The following is a 16,514-nucleotide window of genomic DNA, read 5'->3' as shown; positions in this document are numbered from 1 at the left end:
CAATTCCTCGAACCCAAGCTAAGGAGACCCTTGACGATCCACTATACCCTGTACATGGCAACGAGGTGAATATCGTTATTCGGGAACAGGGGAAAACCGTCCGAAGGATGACTATCCGCTTTTGGATGCACACCTTACTAGGCTCAGAACTCATTAATCTCATGGTTCACGAATAGGATCAGATGTGATTCACTTATGGCGGAGGTGGCGCCATGAGATAAATAGATGCTTATGATCTAAAATTAGGCCAAGTGTTCAAACAGTCGCGCGACCGCCTCAGCACCTGGATCAGCGTGACCGACCAAATGCTTGGCATTGACATAGGAGGCGCGGCCCGCATTCGCCTTGCTCATGTGGGCAGTGCGATCGGCACCCGCACGCGCGGCTTTCGCCGCCTCGGGCAGGCTCTCGTCCAGGGCATCAAGGGCCGGCGCAAGGGCATCGACCATGGTGCGGTCACCCGGACGTGCCCCGCCGATCTCCTGCATTCTCCGCAACCCGGCCTGCAACGCTTCGCGCATTGGCAAGCCGCTTGAGGCGGCATCGCCCGCTGCGGCGAAGAAGATCGCGAGGAGCACCCCGCACGAGCCTCCCATGGTTTGGGAAAGCTCCAAGCCAATGGCTCGATAGAGCTGGGTATGGTCGGCAAGCGGCAATCGGTCCACGGCGCTGATCAGGGCGCGTGCCGCTCCGGCTAGCGTGCTGCCGGTGTCGCCATCGCCTGACTTCGCGTCGAGCGCGTTGAGGTCGCTCTCGGCGGCGATCAGAACTTCGCAGCAACTGGTCAGGAACTCCCTGGTCGGCTTGTGCATCGAGGGCATCGGAACGACAGCGGTCAGGCCGTCCGGAAGCGGCTGAATCGCGATCTGGCCTAGCCGCGAGACCCGTGGCCATGCCGCCAGCGGCGTGTGCTGCTTGAGCAGGGCGATCTCGGCATCGTCGGCAGGATAGGCCGAAATCGAGAAGCCATGCATGTCGAGCGATGTCATCATGGCCGCCGGCCCGATGACGTGGGTTATCCGCTCGCCAATCGCCGACCGCCGGATTTCGTTGAGGATGATCGACATCTCGATGACCGACGTGCCGCCGAGATTGTTGACCATAGCGACATGCGGCCTTTCTTCCATTGCAGCTGACAGGCGCTCGACCATGGCAGCGACAGCTTCGGTCGCGTCCTTGAACTCGACCTGCTCAACCCCGGCTTCACCGTGGATGCCAAGCCCAAGCTCGGCCATGCCGGGCGGGATGCGATCCTCCTTTGGCGAACCTGGGATGGTGCAGGTGTTTAGCGACATGCCGATACTTTTTGTCTTTGACACGACCTTGCGCGCGGCCGCGGCGACGGGCGCCAAGTCGGCACCATTCTCGGCCAACGCGCCGGCTATCTTGTGCACGAAAAGCGTGCCGGCGACCCCGCGGGCTTGGGGCAAGTCGGGCAACGCCACATCATCGTCGACGATGACTATCTCGACATTCAAGCCAAACTGGCGAGCGCGTTCGGCTGCCAGCCCGAAATTCAATCGGTCACCGGTATAATTCTTGACGATGAGCAGGCAGCCGGACGATCCCGTCACGGCAAGGATGCCTGCCAGTATCGCGTCGACTGTCGGCGAGGCGAAGATGTCGCCGCACACCGCAGCCGTCAGCATCCCTTCCCCGACGAAACCCACATGTGCCGGTTCGTGGCCCGATCCGCCTCCCGAGATCAACGCGACCTTGGACTTGTCCCAGTCATTGCGTACGACCACCCGTATATGCGGATAGCCGTCGAGCCGCGCCAGCTTACCGCCAGACGCCGCGACCAGACCATCCCCGGCTTCGGTGACGATGTTTTCTTTGGTGTTGATGAACTGGGTCATGTTTTCGGCTCTGTTGCAAAAAATGATTTTTGATAAAAAGTGAATTTAAAAGTTATTAAAAAATATTTAGTTAACTATTAAAAATATAGCTGTTTCTTATTTTTTGCAACAGAGCCCCCAGGGCCAGGAATCATTAATTCAGATAGACGGTGACGGTAGCTTTTGCCCTTGATAACCTATTTTATCATCGGTAAAATGCTCCCATGAGGGGCGACCGGCGCCGAACTCAACGCAGAAGATGGGTGGGCAGTCATGAGCAATCGCTTCCTGAGGTGGGTCGACACATGGATCGAGGAAAACATCCCTCCCGGCGCCAATCCCGACATAGAGAGTCATGAAGTAAAGGCAAAACGGCTGACGGAGAAACTGTTCGCCGAGGCAGCTGCGGCCAACTTCACAAACTTCGAGACCGAGGAGGAGCGGGAGCGCGTTACGCCCCTGGTACTGGCCGCGGTCTCGGACAGCAAAGACTTTGACATCGATGCCTATCATCTCAAGTCGCAACTTGCGCGGGAGAATGAAGATGGCGACTGAGCCCCGCATGGTTGGTCTTCAGGGCGGCATCGCGTTGGTTGCTTGTCAGCTGCTCGTGACATATCCATAATCAAAAGAGGGCTGTCATTTGTTCTCAAGGATCTTCCTGGAGACAAGCCTGTAGTCCGTCATTCCTATGCAGCAGGGATCGAACAAGGTGCTAGAAAATCTTCTAAATTGCCTGCGATTTAATAGGGCAAGGCCCACGGCCGCGTCAGGCTTTTCGTTTGTATAATTGAAGTCCGGGGGGCCTGTGGGCAACCGCTGTGGAAAACTTCGTGGACGCGGATGGTTCCGTCCATCAGGCTATCCATCAGAGTTGTCCATGGTTCAAGTGCAGTGAGCCGGACGATTGGAGCCGGACGATTGGCGAAAGCCAATCCAGTTACCGCTTATCTATTTGATAAGTTATATTCCGGATGACAAGGCGGGTACCGAGACATTTTTCCCATTGATGGTCGTGTGCAGGGAGATCCTGAGGGCAGCCCAATTTCCAATTCGCGCCCCAATGCAGCGCTTTAAGCCCCAAGATCTTCAGCAGCCATCATTGCCAATAAAAGGTCTTGCCATTGCGCGCGCCGTGGAGCACCCGGGCAATTTCAACGCCTTTATCGACTTACTGGTAGAGAATCAGATAGCTACCCGCTGGCAGCATTCTCAATCCGAGTCGAATAGAGGATTTGGCCACTCCCATGGAAGGCATCTCGCCAAGCTGTTGGCAAAGAGCATGCATGTCCTCGATCCATCGTCGCGCAGCCTGGACATTGTCTTCCGCGATATAAAGCGCGATATCCTCCAGGTCTGCCTCGGGCCTGAGGCCTGAGGTAAAACGTCATGCAGGGCGGTGGCCGGAGAGCTTCGCATCCAGCCGGGCTCGAACGCGGGAGAAGGCTTCATTGCCCTCTGTTGCCAGACCGCTGGCAATGCCCGCGTCCCATTGCCGTCCCAGTTCAGCGATGATTTGATCGCGCTGCGCCCTGCGAAACTTCCAAAAGAAGGTAGTGCGGGTTCGGCTGTGATAATTAATGCGCATCCGAACGCGGCTCCGTGTTGAAGACTACTGTGTACAGGCGAGGACGCCATACCGTGTCGGAGCATGCACGTGTAAGCGAATGCGCGAGGGGACCGCAAAACAAAGCTTGTTACGAGTACAGGTTGGCTTTCCCTGATGACCTCATACTTCAGTCCAATAGGAATTAGGCGCACGTTCAGTGAAGATGCAAGTGCGCACAAGGCGGATCCAGGCTGGGTGTAGCCGTGTTTCATGTCGCCGCGGACATATTGCCATTTGCCTACGGAAAGTTTTAGGACGCCCGTGGACGGGACATCAGCGGTGATGAATAATCTGTGAAGTGCAATACGATGGCGAAATCGAGTAGACCAGATCATTGCTTTGAAAAAGTAATGGTGCCAAGTTAATGCTTTCCGCTCTCTTTTTCGCAACGGTAATCGGTATCAGTGATGGCGACACCCTGACCGTCCTGAATGAAAATAAGCAGCAGGTGAAGATCCGCCTCGCCGAAATCGATGCGCCCGAAGCTCGGCAGCCCTTTGGCGCGAAGTCGAAACAATCGCTCTCGGAATTGTGCTTCGGGAAGCAGGCTCAAATAAAACCTCGGGCGAAGGATCGGTACGGGCGCACGGTTGCCCCTGTCACCTGCGACGGCGTTGATGCCAATGCTGAACAGGTGAACCGTGGCATGGCCTGGGTATATCGCAAATACGCCAAGGATCATAACCTCTACGTGCTGCAGTATGATGCAAAAGCAGCAGGGCGCGGGTTATGGAGCGAGCCCTCGCCCACCATGCCGCCATGGGAGTGGAGGAAATCTGTACGGCACGCCGCTGTTCAATGGCTCCGCTATGCCTAATCTTTCCAAGGTCGAGCAGTACATGGCGCTTGTCGAAAAGCTGATTCAGCTTGCAGACAAAGAGGAGTTGGCGGAATGCGCAAGGATACTTGCGATAAACCTTGCACACTATCAAATTAAGTATGGAGAATTGCCGCTAGGAGACGGAATGTTCATGGACGAGCAAGTTGAGCTTAGCGATCAGCAGCGGGAGCTGGTTGTTCAGGGTATGGAAACGCTTGTCGGAGTGTTGGGCAGCGTTCTCCAGGGGCTGGATGAGAAGACTGAGCATTAACCAGCCCATCAACGGGGGCAACGCCGCTAAAATCTTCTCTGCGGCGCTTGAGCGGATGGGATTGGAACGAGTCAGTCAACTAGGCATGCGCCTATCTGGCATCCCGCTCGTCTCGCGCCACCCCGTTATTGGCTATCAGAGCCAGATCCAAAAAAGCGGCTGGTACATTACTACGCACGCTAGTAACACTGACAAAAAACGCATGCTCGAAAAGATCAGCGAGACATTACAAATCCCGGCACATATCGAAATCGAGGTTATAGCATGGCAGGCAATTTTGTCCGTTTTTTCAATGGTGCGTCTCGGCGAGCTTCTCCGCCGTCTAAGGCAATTATAAAGACTGGCCCCCTGTATATAAGCAGGCCGCTTTGAGCTCCAAAAGACTATGCGCCACTTTGTTCATTACCACAAAAGCCATTATATGGGCTATTCGGCATCTGATCTTGTAAGCCCCCGGCTAGTTACCAAAAAAGGAGTTCGTCAACTGCCTGGCGGCACGGTTTGGCTGGTCAGCGGCGAAGGAAGCCGCAGTCCGAAGACGTTCTCTCTTTGTGCGGTGTTCAAGGTAAACCGGATTGCGGAGAACTGCTATGAGCATCCCAGTTTCAAGAACTCGGCACACGGCGTCGGCCATATCTATGGCGAAAGTCTTTTGTTGACCGGAATTGAGTGGTTCGAGAAATTTAAGGCCCAGCAATTTAACTTCCGCAACAGTCTTACTGAAATTACGGGTACCGTTGCCGTTGGGGAATTTCTGGCGCTTTCCGGTTATGTGCCCTAACACTACTTCGTGAGCCAAAAGCTTTAAGCCGCAACGATACGATCAGCCGAGATGCGAGCTGCTCAAATACAAGATGAGGTACTCGCTCATATTATTCGCCTTCACGTTGATTTATTCACCCCGCATCATTTAGTTGCTTTATAACTTCCCCTCCTTCAAATCATATCAATCCAGAACATGGACCTATTCCAGACAGTCTCTAGTGGCTCGCTTTCTGAGGAAGAATTGCATGAACTTACACGGCAGCTTGCTTAGACAATCGGCAGCGAAACTGATATTTTGGCTTAAATTCCCGAGTACCAGCCACCACCAGGTGCCAAAGGTACCTCCTCTATTTTGGGGGAGCTGGTGCTAACTTTAGTTTCTAGCGATGGAGCTGTGTCGCTGATCCGCGTGCTCACGGTATATTTCGTTCGAGCCCCCCCAACCCCACCTTTATATCAAGCGCCCGAACGGCGTAGAAAGAGGAACCGGGCACCCCAACATCAACGGCAAGCACTTGCTGATACCTGTAAGCGAGAGTACTGAAACCGAGGGCGCTTTACCGCTGCTGTTCCTTACGTTCCGACTCGTAATCCGCAATCACAAGGACATACCCTTCTCTCCTTGGCACGGTTTAATGAGTGACATTGTCCACTAAACACTAACAACACCCGCTTCGGCGGGTTTTTTGTTACCTCCTTTTCGGGGGTCGCCAATACCCACACTCAAACTCTGGTGTACCTCAACAGAGTAGCAAATACTGCTGAGCTATGTAAAATGCGCCCAACCCAGCGGAACACTCTTTATTCTGGGAAGCAAAGGCATTGGTGGCAGGACTTGTATCAAGGTTCTTCATCAAAAGGACCGTACTCCAAGCGCGGCTACTGGCATCAACGATGCTGGACAGGTGACAGGCTGGTCTTTCACGGCTGGGGATGCTATTCGTGCTTTTATTACGGAGCCCGACGGGATGGCTTTGAGAGCCCTCGGAACGTTGAGCGGTGCTAGCAGTGTTGCTTTTGCCATCAACAATATGGGACAGGTCGTGGGTTATTCCGAAACGGCTAAAGGCGCACACCATGCATTCATCAGAAACCCCAATGGAATGGGGATGCGGGACCTCGGTACCTTAGGCGGTATCGCAAGCGAGGCTGCCGACATCAACGATGCGGGGCAGGTAGTAGGTTTTTCTGACACGGATCCGTCTGATCCCTTTGCCCGACATGCTTTTATCACGGGCCCTAACGGGGTGGGTATGAGAGACCTCGGCACTTTGGGCGGTATCGAGAGCTTTGCTTACGGCATCAACGCGGCAGGACAGGTAGTGGGTTCGTTTGCTACGGCTGGAGGCGTTAACTATGCATTCATTACCGGCCCTGATGGAGAAGGCATGATGAACCTCAATTCGCTCGTTAATCTCCCCGATGGGCTGGTTTTAACCGAAGCCTACGGCATCAACAATATGGGGCAGGTCATCGCGGTCGGAATTATTCCGGAGCCGGAGATCTCTGTGCTCCTTTTCGCAGGCCTAGCCTTGGTAGGATTTGTGGCGCGACAAAAGCGAAACATTCAGTGGAACGGTAGTGGGCATTACCAGACGATGCCTTGACAGTCCTCGCCATGCAGAACAGGTTAATCGAGCCATTGCGTGCGAGTATCGGCGCTACGGTAAGCACCATGATCTATATGTTGTGGAGCATGGGGCGAAAGTAGAAAAGCGGGGACTATGGGCAAACTCCCCACCTACCCCACCTTGGCAATGGCGAAAAAATAGCAATGTGCGGCAGGTTTGAACAGTCGGAAACGCCGCGCTATTACGGCGACGCGCTAAGCACTCATATCAGCCGGCAGCTCAAAACGCTGGGTGACAATGGCCCTTCCTATAATGTCGCCCCTGGGCAGCATCCATGGATGATCATGCTCCACAATGGCGAGTTGCTGTTCATCGGTACGCCCTTGGGGTGATCGCACTCCGAAGGAAGCCGCTGAGAAGAAGAAACCATGGATATGCGCCCGAGTGGAGAAGGCGCTAACAGGACGTTATTTTCGCCACATGTTCAGCGAGGGACGGGTAATCATCCCCGCAGGCGGTGGTACGAATGGTCGCTGGATAATGGAAAGAAACAGCCGTGGTACATTACGCGGAAAGTGAATGAACCCATTTTCATGGCTGGGCTGACCAATTTTCGGCCGAACATCGAGCAAACGGTTGAAACAGGTTTCGTAATCGTGACGGAAGACTCAGGAGCAGGAATGATCGATGTTCACGACAGACGACCGGTAGTGTTGGAACCAGAGGATGCGTTAACCTGGATGAACCCCGGCACCCCGGTCGAAGAAGCCGCGCATATTGCGCAGGCGAGATCAATCCCGACGGAAGAATTCTTCTGGTGGAAGGTAGACCGGGCAGTAAACCGGGTCGGTCCAGCAAACAACGGGAGTCATCTTTTGTTGCCGGTTGCTCAAAAATAGAAGTATGTGTGGAGCCCACATTCGTTACCTCGAATTTCAAAGGTACCAAAACTGACCATTTACAAGGAATCTCCCATCTGCAGCGTATCGGAAATAATCTCCCCCAGCGCGGCGACGGCGCGCTCTGCCTGCGCGTTATTTGAGCCGGTTTTGGTTGCCATTTCTTCAACAAGTTCTTTTCTATTCATTCCGTGATTCTCCGGTCAGACAAATTTAAGGGTTTCCATTAGTCTAAAACCATAGTTTTCCCTGATATCCTGATGCTGTTTGCCGCGGTAGGATGTACCCACTCTAATTCCATTGGGTTCATTCTAACCATGAAAACAAATTTCCTACGCATCTTCGCAGCGTGGCGATTACAAATTGTTGCGACTGCGCACGATCATGAGGTCGTGGCGAAACATTATGACGATGTGGCCATGCAGGCACAGGCCAAAATGAAGGAACAAAAGGAATTGCTGGAGCAATATCAGAATAAAAGCTATTTCTATGGCAAGAAGGCCCAGGACTTGCAATCGCATACAGAAGCATTGATTCGCGATTACGAGCAGACGGTCAGGGCGACCGTGCTGGAGGCCGCCATGCACCGGCAAATGGCTTCCAGGCTCCAGGAGAAGCAAGGCTTCATCCAATACTAACGGGAAAACGTGGTAAACGGGCTGTAGCGGTACGCAGTATCAGACTTCATTAATTACTTGCCTCAAGCGCCGGGCGGCTGCGATCAGCGCCGCTTGAGGTAATCCGGTAAAGTCGCCCACCGCTGCACCCCTGTAGCACCTCCAATCTATCAACCCTGTCCTTAGTTCTGCTGGCCTCAAAGCGGGTAAGTACCCCTCCATGCCATGGCAAGCTCGTGGCAAGCGCGAATGCAGAAGCATTTAATACGTGTGGAGTAGGTCAGCTGGTACAGTCCTGCCGCTGCTGGTGGAAACAAAACTGATCCCGGTTAAGCTGGCTTGCGTAGTCATCTTGTTCTTCGCCACCCGACCCCTGCTTTAGCCCTCTTTGTCCGCACGCTTCTTGGGGTCGCTTCAAGAAATGGAGATTTACGCACGCTAAGGACGCAGCACAGCAAGTGGGGCTTTGAGGCGGAGGGGACTTTATCGCGCCCGTGGCCGGCTTTGACGATCTATCCCGCCTCGACTCGTGCGCCGTACGCCGCGATGGTGCGCTTCCACGCGGGTCGGGCCAGGCACCGATCTCGATACGACGCGACTCGCGGATACGGCATGATCAATCCCTCGTCCTTGATGCCCGAGAGCAGCACGTGCGCCATCAGGGACGTCGGCGACCGTGAAGTCTTTTGTCGCGACGAAGTCGCGGTCGGCGAACCAGCGCTCAAGGTTCGTCAACACCCGGTTGACCCAGCCGACCAGGAAATCGCGGGGCTTGCTGCAACTCCCATCTGCGGTCCAGTCGTGCACCATCAAGCTAAGCAGCGGCGGTTCCACCGAATTCATCGCGGTAAAACACCAGCGTATTACCTGCGCCTCGCCCGCGTGGTCGCCGGGAATCAAGCGGCCGGTCTTCTTCGCTAGGTAGACGACGATGGCGGCGGATTCGGACAGCACCAACCCCTCATCATCGATCGCCGGAATCTGTTCGAAAGGGCTCAGCCGGCGATAGGCTTCGGTGTTCAGGTCGTGTGCGGGGTGGTCTATCCCGACCAACTCGAAAGGCAGTTGCATCTCTTCCAGCGCCCACAGCACGCGCAGGTCGCGGGTGTGCCCGCGTGCGTAAGCGTTGACCTTGGAAAAACCGTAGAGCTTAAGCATCATGTCGTTCCTTCGATTCGTCTGTTTTGATTACCCAATCGCGCTGTTTTTTATCGCTTCTCCATCTACTGGCTTTCTCAGACCCCTTGGAGCTGCAGCCACTCAGCATAAAAGAGCATAACTGATGAGCTCAGCCATCACAAAGGGAGAGTTTGAGGGATAAATGCCCCTCAAATAGTCAGGAGCCTCTGGGAGGTGATGTTTACCTTTTTTATATGGACGGGGGGGATTAGGACGAGAACTAAATCGATTGTAGACCTTTTGATCCATGTGGTAGAGACAAGCTTAAGGGCCCTTATCATTTAAAACACGTCTGCAACTTCTGCTATTTCCTTGGTGCTGTTTTTGGTGGCGTGAATCCCAGTATTTTCATTGCCGGCAATATTGATTGCCGCGAAGCTTCATACTCTTCCCATGGAGTATTCCCTGTATCCAGACGCTCCTGGATATTGGAAGCGGTCCAGCGGTCGGAGCTGGTGAGCCCCTCCAGTTCCTCCCATGCAAGCGGCACGGATACTCCCAGCCCGGCACGTGCACGGACCGACCAGGCAGAAGCAGTGGTCGCTCCTAGTCCGTTTCGCAGATAGTCGACAAATATTCTTCCCACTCTATTGCTCGGGCCGCTCTTCGCTACGAAACGCGGCGGTATTACCTTGGCCAAGTGCTCGACAATCGCTTGGGAAAAGTCCTTCACCGTATCCCAGTCGCGCAGCCGTTTGATGGGCACGACCACGTGCAGGCCTTTCCCTCCGCTGGTCTTCAGAAAAGACGTTAACCCCAGCTCATTCAGAAATATGCGGACGATCTGGGCCGCATCCTGCATGAACCTCCAGCTCACCCCTTCGCCGGGGTCCAGGTCAAATACCATTCTGTCGGGCTTGTCGATCGCATTTTTCGTCGCGTTCCAGGTATGAAACTCGATCACATTCATTTGCGCCGCAGCCAGCAACCCTTCAGGGGTTGCGACTTCCAGAAACGGGGGATGATCGGGGTCCAGAGCCTGGTTTAACTGTATCACACCCGGCATTTTGTATTTCTCCAAGTGTTTTTGAAAAAACAGTTGACCCGTTATCCCGTCAGGCGCCCGCACCAGGGATACCGGTCGACCTGAAAGGTGCTCCATCAGCAGGGGTGCCACCAATCCATAGTAATGGACAAGATCCAGCTTGGTAAAACCGGTGGATGAATCAATCACCCGTTCCGGGTGGGTGATACGCCGGGATGCAACGGCTGGGGTTGAGGCCCGATCAGGTTTCGGTTGGGACATGGGCTTGGGCTTGGCTTTGGGTTTGCTAGGAGCAGCATGCACTGGTTTTTCACGCATGATCGAAGCAGCTTTCTTGTCGATTCTCAGGCCATGAAATACGGAATGGCGGATATGTTCCTCCCGGGTCCATTCGGCGAAGGAGACCTCACCCACCAGTTCAGGCTTGACCCAATGGACTTTGCGGCCGATACCGGTTGCCTTGAAAAAGGGATTGGTGGTAGCCGCAATTTTATCCAGCTGCGCCTTTAGGTCGCGCAGAGTCTTGTCGCTGAATCCCGTGCCGACATTGCCGGCGTACCGCAGCTTTTGCTCTTCGTCGTAAAAGCCCAGTAAGAGCGAGCCGATCCCTACCCTGGAGCCCTGCGGGTCGGTATAGCCGCCGATCACGAATTCCTGGCGCTGGCTGCATTTGAGCTTTATCCAATTGGGGGACCGCCGGGATACGTAGGTTGAATTCTTGCGTTTGCCGATCACCCCTTCAAGCCCCATGCGACAGGCGGAGACGATTATTTCGTTGGCCGGCACATCAAAGGTGGCGCTAAAGCGTACTGCCTCCGAGGGACGTGTGGCAAACAACTGTTTGAGGAATTCCCGGCGCTCGACCAACGGAGTCGTCCTTAGGTCGTGGCCATCGTAAAAGGGGACGTCAAAAACATAGTAGATGATGTTCTGCGTACGGGAACTGTCAAAGGCATTTTGCAATGCCTGGAAGTCCGGAAGGCCGTTCTCGTTGAGCACCATTACTTCCCCATCCAGCCAGCTGCTCTTAAGACCCATCCCGTTTATTGCATTAACGAGGTGGGGGAGCTTGTTGGACCAGTCATTGCCGTTGCGGGTAAAGAGCTGAAGGCTTCCTCCGTCTATTCGAGTCAAGATGCGGTAACCATCGAACTTGATTTCGTATAGCCACTCCGAGGGGTCGTTGGGAGGGCCATCGACTAGCGTAGCCAGCTGTGGCTGCAGCGTGGAAGGCAGGTCGGCTTTAACGGCGCGTCTAGGCAGCACCGGCGCACCAGCCGCCCCTTGCTTTTTAGTCACGGCTAGGACACCTGCAGGCCTCGCACTTTTAAGCGAAGACGTCGCTTCGGGCGCCTTGGTTTTTTTGGTATTCATTATTTTCCATTGACTGCCGCCTTCAGCGTAGCGCCTGCCCTGAACGTAGGAATCCGTGAGGCTTTAATTTGCAGTTCTTCTCCCGTCCTGGGATTGCGCCCCTTGTACGCGGGGCGTTCGCGTACTTCGAAGCTGCCAAAACCCGGAAAGGATAGCGAGTCGCCTTTCTTCAGCGTGTCCGAAATGACCTCGAGCAGTGCGCCAACGGTGACTTCCATGTCAGCTTTGTTGGCGCCTGTCTTTGCTGCCATGGTTTGGATGAATTCTTTTCTAGTCATTATCTGAAATCTCCCTTTAATGTGATTTGAAGTAGTTACCCCTCCAACCCCTTGAGACCTTTGACGGGCTGGACACAAAGACAGGCAAGCGGATTGGAAGCTTAGCCACTTGCCAGTGCGCGTGCGCCACGGGACGTCGCGCCAGCTCGTGGGGTAGTTGGGCGACATGTTTTCCGGTTGGCTCGCCCAAGGCTTCCGGTTTCCTGTGGAAAAAACTGACAAGGTATTGCCTCGCGCCACAGCCGGCCAGCGACGGGAGAACGCCCGTCAACAGGCAATTCAACATCAAGACCGCTGTCTCTGCTGTCCCTCCCAGACCAAAAACGAGATACAGCAATTTGATAAATACGGCACTCCAAATTCTGACTTGTTCGGAGCCGCCTTAATGAATTCCAACGGATGCACTATCTTGTCATAGAGTATTCGAAGATATTAAGATAATTGTTGTCTTTCAGCTGTGTTTATTTCCGATGGATGTCCGGGAAGGCCACATTACAAAGAAATGAGATAAAGAGGGGTCGAGCGAATCTTTTTTCTACTAAAGGAGAGCACCATGCCTTCAAATAACGATAACAATAACGACCAGAAACCAGGTGGATCAGAAAGTGATCGGGGCTTTTGTTCCAGCGAAGGTAGAAGATCGGCTCAAGATAAAGAAAACGCACATGAGTTAGATTCGGGCGAAGTTCGTGAGCCGGGCAATAAAGGCGGACAAAGCAGCCATGGCGAAACTGGATACCAAAAAGGAGGTAGCCAAGGAAACCAACGTCAAACAACCAATGCCGAGTCTGGCTCAACCCGCGGGAGTTCGTTTGAGCAGCATGTCGAGGCAGACAGAAAAGGACGTCAGAGTCATCATGGCAGCAAGTCTGAGCAACTTCCAAGTGGTAGGCGAGAAAATCAGAAGCAAGGAACCAATAGAGAGACCGGAACTACTCGTGGGGGTGCATTTAAGCATAATGCCAAGGGCTAATATCGGAGTCATGGAAATGAGTAAGTCGAGCATCGGGGCCTTGTCTCAAGACGATCCTGCTGCCACCAGAATGCTACGTGCTGTGAGTTCTAGCGATGAGGGCACTGCGTGCACGCCGAAGCAACTACCCAGAATTAGACCAATGCGGATTACCGTACCGATTAAATTTCGCCAGGAAGGATGATAGGCTGGATTTGAATTCAACCAGAAAAGGATATGAAGGAGGCGCTTATATAGATCACAAGTACGTATACGCAAACGTAGGGAGTAACAAGGCTCCATCCACATGAGCTTCCATCGAAAAACGGGCAATTCGGTTCCACCCCGTTTATTCGCGCCGCTCGGGGTTTCCAGTTGTTGGTAAAAGCTTGCCGAATGTGTCACACGGCCGCGTTTTTTCTAAGGAAATATTGCGCCGTAAATTCTTTATGGTGGTCGTATGAACGCAACTAAGATGTCGCAATTCGGCAAAGACTGAGATCGACCAGAACCGAGGTAGCCCTTCGGTACCGGCGGCTCAGCGCGCCTCTACGGTCGTGCTCGTCCTGGAGAAGGAGCGCGGCACTTTCCATGAGTATTAGGGCATAACGAAGAATTCATGACAATCCAGATGGGTGACACCCCTGCGGGCACTATTTCCACCGACGCGAGATAGCGGCGCAATCCGCGTATTGGAGCGGCGTCTTTGCGAGCCGCCAGGAAAGATCCACTACGGCGATCTCACGCTGTATCCCACTAAAACCCGTGCCGTGTTTAACGCCTATATTTAAAAAACAGCTGTAAATCGACGCAGTGAAAAATAGTGTCACATAACACGAGGCTGAAATGGATACGAATGGAAAAAGAAGTTTCACAGGAAAGGTCGCGTTCGTGACTGGTGCAGCGAACGGCATCGGTCGGGCGACGGCGCTGGCGTTTGCCCGCGAAGGCGCGAGCGTGGTCGTGGCTGACGTTTCCGAACAGAACAATCAAGCCACAGCGCGTATGATCCAGGAACTCGGCGGACATGCACTTGCCGTTACGTGCGACGTGAGGCGGAACGAGGAGGTACAGCGGGCGCTGAACGCGACCATCGAAGCCTTCGGGCGGCTGGACTTCGCGTTCAATAATGCCGGTATCGAATACACTGTCCAGCCTTTGGCAGACCTCGCGGAGGAGGAGTGGGACCGAATCATCGACATCGACCTTCGCGGTGTGTTTCTGTGTATGAAGCACGAAATTCCGTTGATGCTTGAGCAAGGGGGCGGCGCAATCGTCAACACCTCTTCGGGCGCTGGGATTAGGGGTTTCAAAGGGGGCGGGGCCTATGTCGCCGCGAAGCACGGCGTGGTTGGTTTGACCAAGTCGGCGGCTCTCGACTACGCACAGTCGAACATCCGTATCAACGCCGTGTGCCCGGGAATCATCGACACGCCAATGATGGACCGCTTCAGTGGTGCGACCACTGAGGGACGGCAGGCGGTGATCGCACAGGAACCGATCGGGAGAATGGGGAGACCCGAGGAGATCGCTGCTACGGTTGTATGGTTGTGTTCGGATGCAGCTAGCTTCGTCGTCGGGAGCGCCATGATTGTCGACGGCGGTCAGACGGTATAGCGACGGTCGAAGCAATCAAGGACAGTCCGATTGGGGTACATCGTAACAGCGAGAAGGTATTAGCGTTGGCGAAGGGCAAGGAAACGGTTTACGCGGACAGGAAGCCAGCGTTGAACTCAGAAAGAATTGCGCATCTGCGAGAACAGGCCGCGGCAGGAGCAAATCGGACAAAGCTCGCGAAAGAATTTGGAATAAGCCGACGCTTTATTAGTACATAAGAAGCTAGAAGCGGACCGGCAAGTAATACCTGGATTCGAACGCCATTACACTCAAGCGTTTAACCAATTCACGGCTGGTGATACTAAACTGGACGGGCTCATCCTTAGCATAACTCAACACTCAGTCCGACCTCTTGACGAGGCAAAAAGCACGGACTGAGCGTGGACTAAGGTATTAAACCGCGAGAGGAGCGGACGGAAGCCGTGGACAACTTGTGCGTAGCGTCAGCTATTGCTGAAAAACAAGGCCGCCTGAGGACTACTCTTTAAGATGTTACCGACAACTCACTCTCATTTCTCGCCTTGCTTGCCGAGTTTTTTACCGATTTCATCGGTTGCTTCACCTATCTTTTTGCTGGCTTCACCAGCTGTCTGATCTATTTTTTTACCTGCGGTTTCTGCAGGCCCCGGCTTGTCGCATGCGGTAAGCCCACAAACGAATAGCATCGAGATACCGATTAATCTTAAATTCTCTTTTACTTTCATTTTGGTTCCTTTTTAATTTTTATACTGCCAAAAATACATCGCCATCAGTCAGCGGATCAAATGAAGAGTATCACAGGACTCCCCTCGAACATCGGTTGGATTATAGGAAAAACAGGTAACATACAATTCAATGTAACTCTGTATTTTTTTCATACTTCGATAGTTTCGGCCCCTCTCCAAAGCGGCATTAATGAAAATCCTGCGCGTGCTTGATAGGATGGCCTCAAGCAGAGCCGATAATCTCTTCATGGGCCTTGTAGGGCCATTCCTGTCGATTTGCCTATTTTTTCCTTCACTTCCGCACTTTCCGGTACTAAAAAGCGGTGTTATCGCCCACAAACAAGGTCAAAGGGCAGCGGCTCGGCTTATCCAGTACGTCAACGTATTCGGTAACAGTACGTCAACGTATTCCGTGACGCTCGCCATATTCTGCGGCGTTGATATGTGTTGCTTGATCGTACCGACAAGCCGCTCCTCGGCATACTCCCTCCTGTAGCGGACGCGCTTCGGTTCAACCGCATCAACTCCCACTACGTCATCCAGAAAAGCTGTACCAAGATCCACTTGTTATCGATCCGAAAAGACGTAAGATCAATATGAGGTGTCGTGGTCCGCGGAGCAATTGAAGGACAATCAATAGGAGAAGCACGATGAACAAGGAAGGCACATCGTTTCTGGTCGGGTTACTTCTTGCCCTCGCATTCGAATTGTCTTTAGCCGGTCCACCGGCGCTCATCGACCCGGCCACGGGTAAGTTTCTTGGCAATCTTGGCGGCAACCAGTACGACGCGAACAGCACGAGCAATCCGTACGGTCGATATGGCAGCGAGTATTCAGCAGATTCCGTCAATAATCCCTATGGTCAATACGGTTCGCGCTATTCCAACGACTCGCCGAACAATCCCTACGCGACTAACGCGCCTGCAATTGTCGCGCCGACCGTTCCAGGTTTAGGCATACAGCCCTTACCAGGCTTCTGATCGGTAACACGGAGAGTGGACGGTCTAAGCTTCATCAAGTTTTCCGGGCTCCAGT

22 protein-coding genes and 1 pseudogene are annotated in these 16,514 nt (G+C 53.7%); 13 read left to right on the top strand and 10 right to left on the bottom strand.

Going from position 1 to position 16,514, the window contains the following annotated elements:
- Nucleotides 1-242 precede the first annotated feature (242 nt).
- Nucleotides 243-1,859: a dihydroxyacetone kinase subunit DhaK gene (locus R5L00_RS07635; protein WP_317654037.1), complete on the bottom strand. Its 1,617-nt coding sequence runs from the start codon at nucleotides 1,857-1,859 to the stop codon at nucleotides 243-245.
- A 252-nt stretch (nucleotides 1,860-2,111) separates the two neighbouring features.
- On the opposite strand from R5L00_RS07635, the gene R5L00_RS07630 reads away from it, so the two are divergent.
- Nucleotides 2,112-2,393 (top strand): DUF768 domain-containing protein, encoded by a 282-nt coding sequence (locus R5L00_RS07630; protein WP_317654036.1) that lies wholly within the window; start codon nucleotides 2,112-2,114, stop codon nucleotides 2,391-2,393.
- Between the two features lie 616 nt (nucleotides 2,394-3,009).
- Here R5L00_RS07630 and R5L00_RS15845 read toward each other — a convergent pair.
- Both R5L00_RS15845 and R5L00_RS07620 read right to left on the bottom strand, forming a co-directional pair.
- The gene (locus R5L00_RS15845) at nucleotides 3,010-3,171 is read right to left on the bottom strand and encodes a type II toxin-antitoxin system RelE/ParE family toxin (RefSeq protein ID WP_411555612.1); all 162 of its coding nucleotides are present in this window, start codon (nucleotides 3,169-3,171) and stop codon (nucleotides 3,010-3,012) included.
- Between the two features lie 54 nt (nucleotides 3,172-3,225).
- Entirely contained in the window at nucleotides 3,226-3,426 is a 201-nt protein-coding gene (locus R5L00_RS07620; RefSeq protein ID WP_317654034.1) for a hypothetical protein, read from the bottom strand.
- Between the two features lie 385 nt (nucleotides 3,427-3,811).
- Here R5L00_RS07620 and R5L00_RS07615 point away from each other — a divergent pair, with 385 nt between their 5' ends.
- The 7 genes from R5L00_RS07615 (at nucleotide 3,812) to R5L00_RS07585 (ending at nucleotide 7,773) form a co-directional block, all read left to right on the top strand.
- Entirely contained in the window at nucleotides 3,812-4,264 is a 453-nt protein-coding gene (locus R5L00_RS07615; protein ID WP_317654033.1) for a thermonuclease family protein, read from the top strand.
- Nucleotides 4,257-4,538, top strand: coding sequence for a hypothetical protein (locus R5L00_RS07610; RefSeq protein ID WP_317654032.1), 282 nt, complete (start codon nucleotides 4,257-4,259; stop codon nucleotides 4,536-4,538). Before R5L00_RS07615 ends, R5L00_RS07610 begins: the two co-directional genes overlap by 8 nt.
- Nucleotides 4,519-4,875, top strand: coding sequence for a hypothetical protein (locus R5L00_RS07605; RefSeq protein ID WP_317654030.1), 357 nt, complete (start codon nucleotides 4,519-4,521; stop codon nucleotides 4,873-4,875). Before R5L00_RS07610 ends, R5L00_RS07605 begins: the two co-directional genes overlap by 20 nt.
- Before the next feature lie 84 nt (nucleotides 4,876-4,959).
- Nucleotides 4,960-5,319 carry a hypothetical protein gene (locus R5L00_RS07600; protein WP_317654029.1) on the top strand — a complete coding sequence of 120 codons (360 nt, stop codon included), beginning with the start codon at nucleotides 4,960-4,962 and terminating at the stop codon, nucleotides 5,317-5,319.
- A 952-nt stretch (nucleotides 5,320-6,271) separates the two neighbouring features.
- Nucleotides 6,272-6,910: a PEP-CTERM sorting domain-containing protein gene (locus R5L00_RS07595; protein WP_317654142.1), complete on the top strand. Its 639-nt coding sequence runs from the start codon at nucleotides 6,272-6,274 to the stop codon at nucleotides 6,908-6,910.
- A gap of 167 nt (nucleotides 6,911-7,077) precedes the next feature.
- Nucleotides 7,078-7,266: a hypothetical protein gene (locus tag R5L00_RS07590; protein WP_317654028.1), complete on the top strand. Its 189-nt coding sequence runs from the start codon at nucleotides 7,078-7,080 to the stop codon at nucleotides 7,264-7,266.
- 36 nt (nucleotides 7,267-7,302) lie between these two features.
- Nucleotides 7,303-7,773: an SOS response-associated peptidase family protein gene (locus R5L00_RS07585; RefSeq protein WP_317654027.1), complete on the top strand. Its 471-nt coding sequence runs from the start codon at nucleotides 7,303-7,305 to the stop codon at nucleotides 7,771-7,773.
- Nucleotides 7,774-7,832: 59 nt separating this feature from the next.
- On the opposite strand, the gene R5L00_RS07580 is transcribed toward R5L00_RS07585, so the two are convergent.
- The gene (locus R5L00_RS07580) at nucleotides 7,833-7,961 is read right to left on the bottom strand and encodes an HU family DNA-binding protein (protein ID WP_317654026.1); all 129 of its coding nucleotides are present in this window, start codon (nucleotides 7,959-7,961) and stop codon (nucleotides 7,833-7,835) included.
- A 129-nt stretch (nucleotides 7,962-8,090) separates the two neighbouring features.
- Between R5L00_RS07580 and R5L00_RS07575 the strand changes: the two genes are divergently transcribed.
- Complete coding sequence (locus R5L00_RS07575) at nucleotides 8,091-8,411, top strand: hypothetical protein (RefSeq protein WP_317654024.1); 321 nt, start codon at nucleotides 8,091-8,093, stop codon at nucleotides 8,409-8,411.
- Between the two features lie 462 nt (nucleotides 8,412-8,873).
- Here the strand turns inward: R5L00_RS07575 and R5L00_RS07570 are convergent, their stop codons facing one another.
- The 4 genes and pseudogenes from R5L00_RS07570 to R5L00_RS15840 form a co-directional block, all read right to left on the bottom strand.
- On the bottom strand, nucleotides 8,874-9,551 hold the full coding sequence (locus R5L00_RS07570; RefSeq protein WP_317654022.1) for a glutathione S-transferase family protein: 678 nt from the start codon (nucleotides 9,549-9,551) through the stop codon (nucleotides 8,874-8,876).
- A 322-nt stretch (nucleotides 9,552-9,873) separates the two neighbouring features.
- The gene (gene ligD, locus R5L00_RS07565; protein ID WP_317654021.1) at nucleotides 9,874-11,928 is read right to left on the bottom strand and encodes a DNA ligase D; all 2,055 of its coding nucleotides are present in this window, start codon (nucleotides 11,926-11,928) and stop codon (nucleotides 9,874-9,876) included.
- Complete coding sequence (locus R5L00_RS07560) at nucleotides 11,928-12,206, bottom strand: HU family DNA-binding protein (protein WP_317654020.1); 279 nt, start codon at nucleotides 12,204-12,206, stop codon at nucleotides 11,928-11,930. The genes ligD and R5L00_RS07560 overlap by 1 nt, the downstream gene beginning before the upstream one ends.
- A gap of 174 nt (nucleotides 12,207-12,380) precedes the next feature.
- Nucleotides 12,381-12,446 (bottom strand): annotated as a pseudogene (locus tag R5L00_RS15840) (hypothetical protein); the annotation flags it as partial.
- Nucleotides 12,447-12,759: 313 nt separating this feature from the next.
- Here R5L00_RS15840 and R5L00_RS07555 point away from each other — a divergent pair.
- The 3 genes from R5L00_RS07555 (at nucleotide 12,760) to R5L00_RS07545 (ending at nucleotide 14,993) form a co-directional block, all read left to right on the top strand.
- Nucleotides 12,760-13,179: a hypothetical protein gene (locus R5L00_RS07555; protein ID WP_317654019.1), complete on the top strand. Its 420-nt coding sequence runs from the start codon at nucleotides 12,760-12,762 to the stop codon at nucleotides 13,177-13,179.
- Nucleotides 13,180-14,004: 825 nt separating this feature from the next.
- Nucleotides 14,005-14,775: an SDR family oxidoreductase gene (locus R5L00_RS07550; RefSeq protein WP_317654018.1), complete on the top strand. Its 771-nt coding sequence runs from the start codon at nucleotides 14,005-14,007 to the stop codon at nucleotides 14,773-14,775.
- Between the two features lie 65 nt (nucleotides 14,776-14,840).
- On the top strand, nucleotides 14,841-14,993 hold the full coding sequence (locus R5L00_RS07545; RefSeq protein WP_411555597.1) for a helix-turn-helix domain-containing protein: 153 nt from the start codon (nucleotides 14,841-14,843) through the stop codon (nucleotides 14,991-14,993).
- A gap of 291 nt (nucleotides 14,994-15,284) precedes the next feature.
- Here the strand turns inward: R5L00_RS07545 and R5L00_RS07540 are convergent, their stop codons facing one another.
- Entirely contained in the window at nucleotides 15,285-15,479 is a 195-nt protein-coding gene (locus R5L00_RS07540; RefSeq protein WP_317654017.1) for a hypothetical protein, read from the bottom strand.
- Between the two features lie 345 nt (nucleotides 15,480-15,824).
- Nucleotides 15,825-16,043: a hypothetical protein gene (locus tag R5L00_RS07535; protein ID WP_317654016.1), complete on the bottom strand. Its 219-nt coding sequence runs from the start codon at nucleotides 16,041-16,043 to the stop codon at nucleotides 15,825-15,827.
- Between the two features lie 86 nt (nucleotides 16,044-16,129).
- Here R5L00_RS07535 and R5L00_RS07530 point away from each other — a divergent pair, with 86 nt between their 5' ends.
- Nucleotides 16,130-16,459, top strand: a complete 330-nt coding sequence (locus tag R5L00_RS07530) for a hypothetical protein (protein ID WP_317654015.1) — start codon at nucleotides 16,130-16,132, stop codon at nucleotides 16,457-16,459.
- The last annotated feature ends 55 nt before the right edge of the window (nucleotides 16,460-16,514 follow it).

This window comes from Nitrosospira sp. Is2 (assembly GCF_033095785.1).
Lineage (GTDB): Bacteria > Pseudomonadota > Gammaproteobacteria > Burkholderiales > Nitrosomonadaceae > Nitrosospira.
Note: the sequence above shows the minus strand (reverse complement) of the source record. Positions and strands in the feature narration are given on the sequence as shown.

What these genes read in the sequence shown, in the direction of transcription:
- R5L00_RS07635 (WP_317654037.1), bottom strand. Translation starts at nt 1,859, where the DNA reads ATGACCCAGTTCATCAACACCAAAGAAAACATCGTCACCGAAGCCGGG.
- R5L00_RS07630 (WP_317654036.1), top strand. Translation starts at nt 2,112, where the DNA reads ATGAGCAATCGCTTCCTGAGGTGGGTCGACACATGGATCGAGGAAAAC.
- R5L00_RS07620 (WP_317654034.1), bottom strand. Translation starts at nt 3,426, where the DNA reads ATGCGCATTAATTATCACAGCCGAACCCGCACTACCTTCTTTTGGAAG.
- R5L00_RS07615 (WP_317654033.1), top strand. Translation starts at nt 3,812, where the DNA reads ATGCTTTCCGCTCTCTTTTTCGCAACGGTAATCGGTATCAGTGATGGC.
- R5L00_RS07610 (WP_317654032.1), top strand. Translation starts at nt 4,257, where the DNA reads ATGCCTAATCTTTCCAAGGTCGAGCAGTACATGGCGCTTGTCGAAAAG.
- R5L00_RS07605 (WP_317654030.1), top strand. Translation starts at nt 4,519, where the DNA reads ATGAGAAGACTGAGCATTAACCAGCCCATCAACGGGGGCAACGCCGCT.
- R5L00_RS07600 (WP_317654029.1), top strand. Translation starts at nt 4,960, where the DNA reads ATGGGCTATTCGGCATCTGATCTTGTAAGCCCCCGGCTAGTTACCAAA.
- R5L00_RS07595 (WP_317654142.1), top strand. Translation starts at nt 6,272, where the DNA reads ATGGCTTTGAGAGCCCTCGGAACGTTGAGCGGTGCTAGCAGTGTTGCT.
- R5L00_RS07590 (WP_317654028.1), top strand. Translation starts at nt 7,078, where the DNA reads ATGTGCGGCAGGTTTGAACAGTCGGAAACGCCGCGCTATTACGGCGAC.
- R5L00_RS07585 (WP_317654027.1), top strand. Translation starts at nt 7,303, where the DNA reads ATGGATATGCGCCCGAGTGGAGAAGGCGCTAACAGGACGTTATTTTCG.
- R5L00_RS07580 (WP_317654026.1), bottom strand. Translation starts at nt 7,961, where the DNA reads ATGAATAGAAAAGAACTTGTTGAAGAAATGGCAACCAAAACCGGCTCA.
- R5L00_RS07575 (WP_317654024.1), top strand. Translation starts at nt 8,091, where the DNA reads ATGAAAACAAATTTCCTACGCATCTTCGCAGCGTGGCGATTACAAATT.
- R5L00_RS07570 (WP_317654022.1), bottom strand. Translation starts at nt 9,551, where the DNA reads ATGATGCTTAAGCTCTACGGTTTTTCCAAGGTCAACGCTTACGCACGC.
- ligD (WP_317654021.1), bottom strand. Translation starts at nt 11,928, where the DNA reads ATGAATACCAAAAAAACCAAGGCGCCCGAAGCGACGTCTTCGCTTAAA.
- R5L00_RS07560 (WP_317654020.1), bottom strand. Translation starts at nt 12,206, where the DNA reads ATGACTAGAAAAGAATTCATCCAAACCATGGCAGCAAAGACAGGCGCC.
- R5L00_RS07555 (WP_317654019.1), top strand. Translation starts at nt 12,760, where the DNA reads ATGCCTTCAAATAACGATAACAATAACGACCAGAAACCAGGTGGATCA.
- R5L00_RS07550 (WP_317654018.1), top strand. Translation starts at nt 14,005, where the DNA reads ATGGATACGAATGGAAAAAGAAGTTTCACAGGAAAGGTCGCGTTCGTG.
- R5L00_RS07540 (WP_317654017.1), bottom strand. Translation starts at nt 15,479, where the DNA reads ATGAAAGTAAAAGAGAATTTAAGATTAATCGGTATCTCGATGCTATTC.
- R5L00_RS07530 (WP_317654015.1), top strand. Translation starts at nt 16,130, where the DNA reads ATGAACAAGGAAGGCACATCGTTTCTGGTCGGGTTACTTCTTGCCCTC.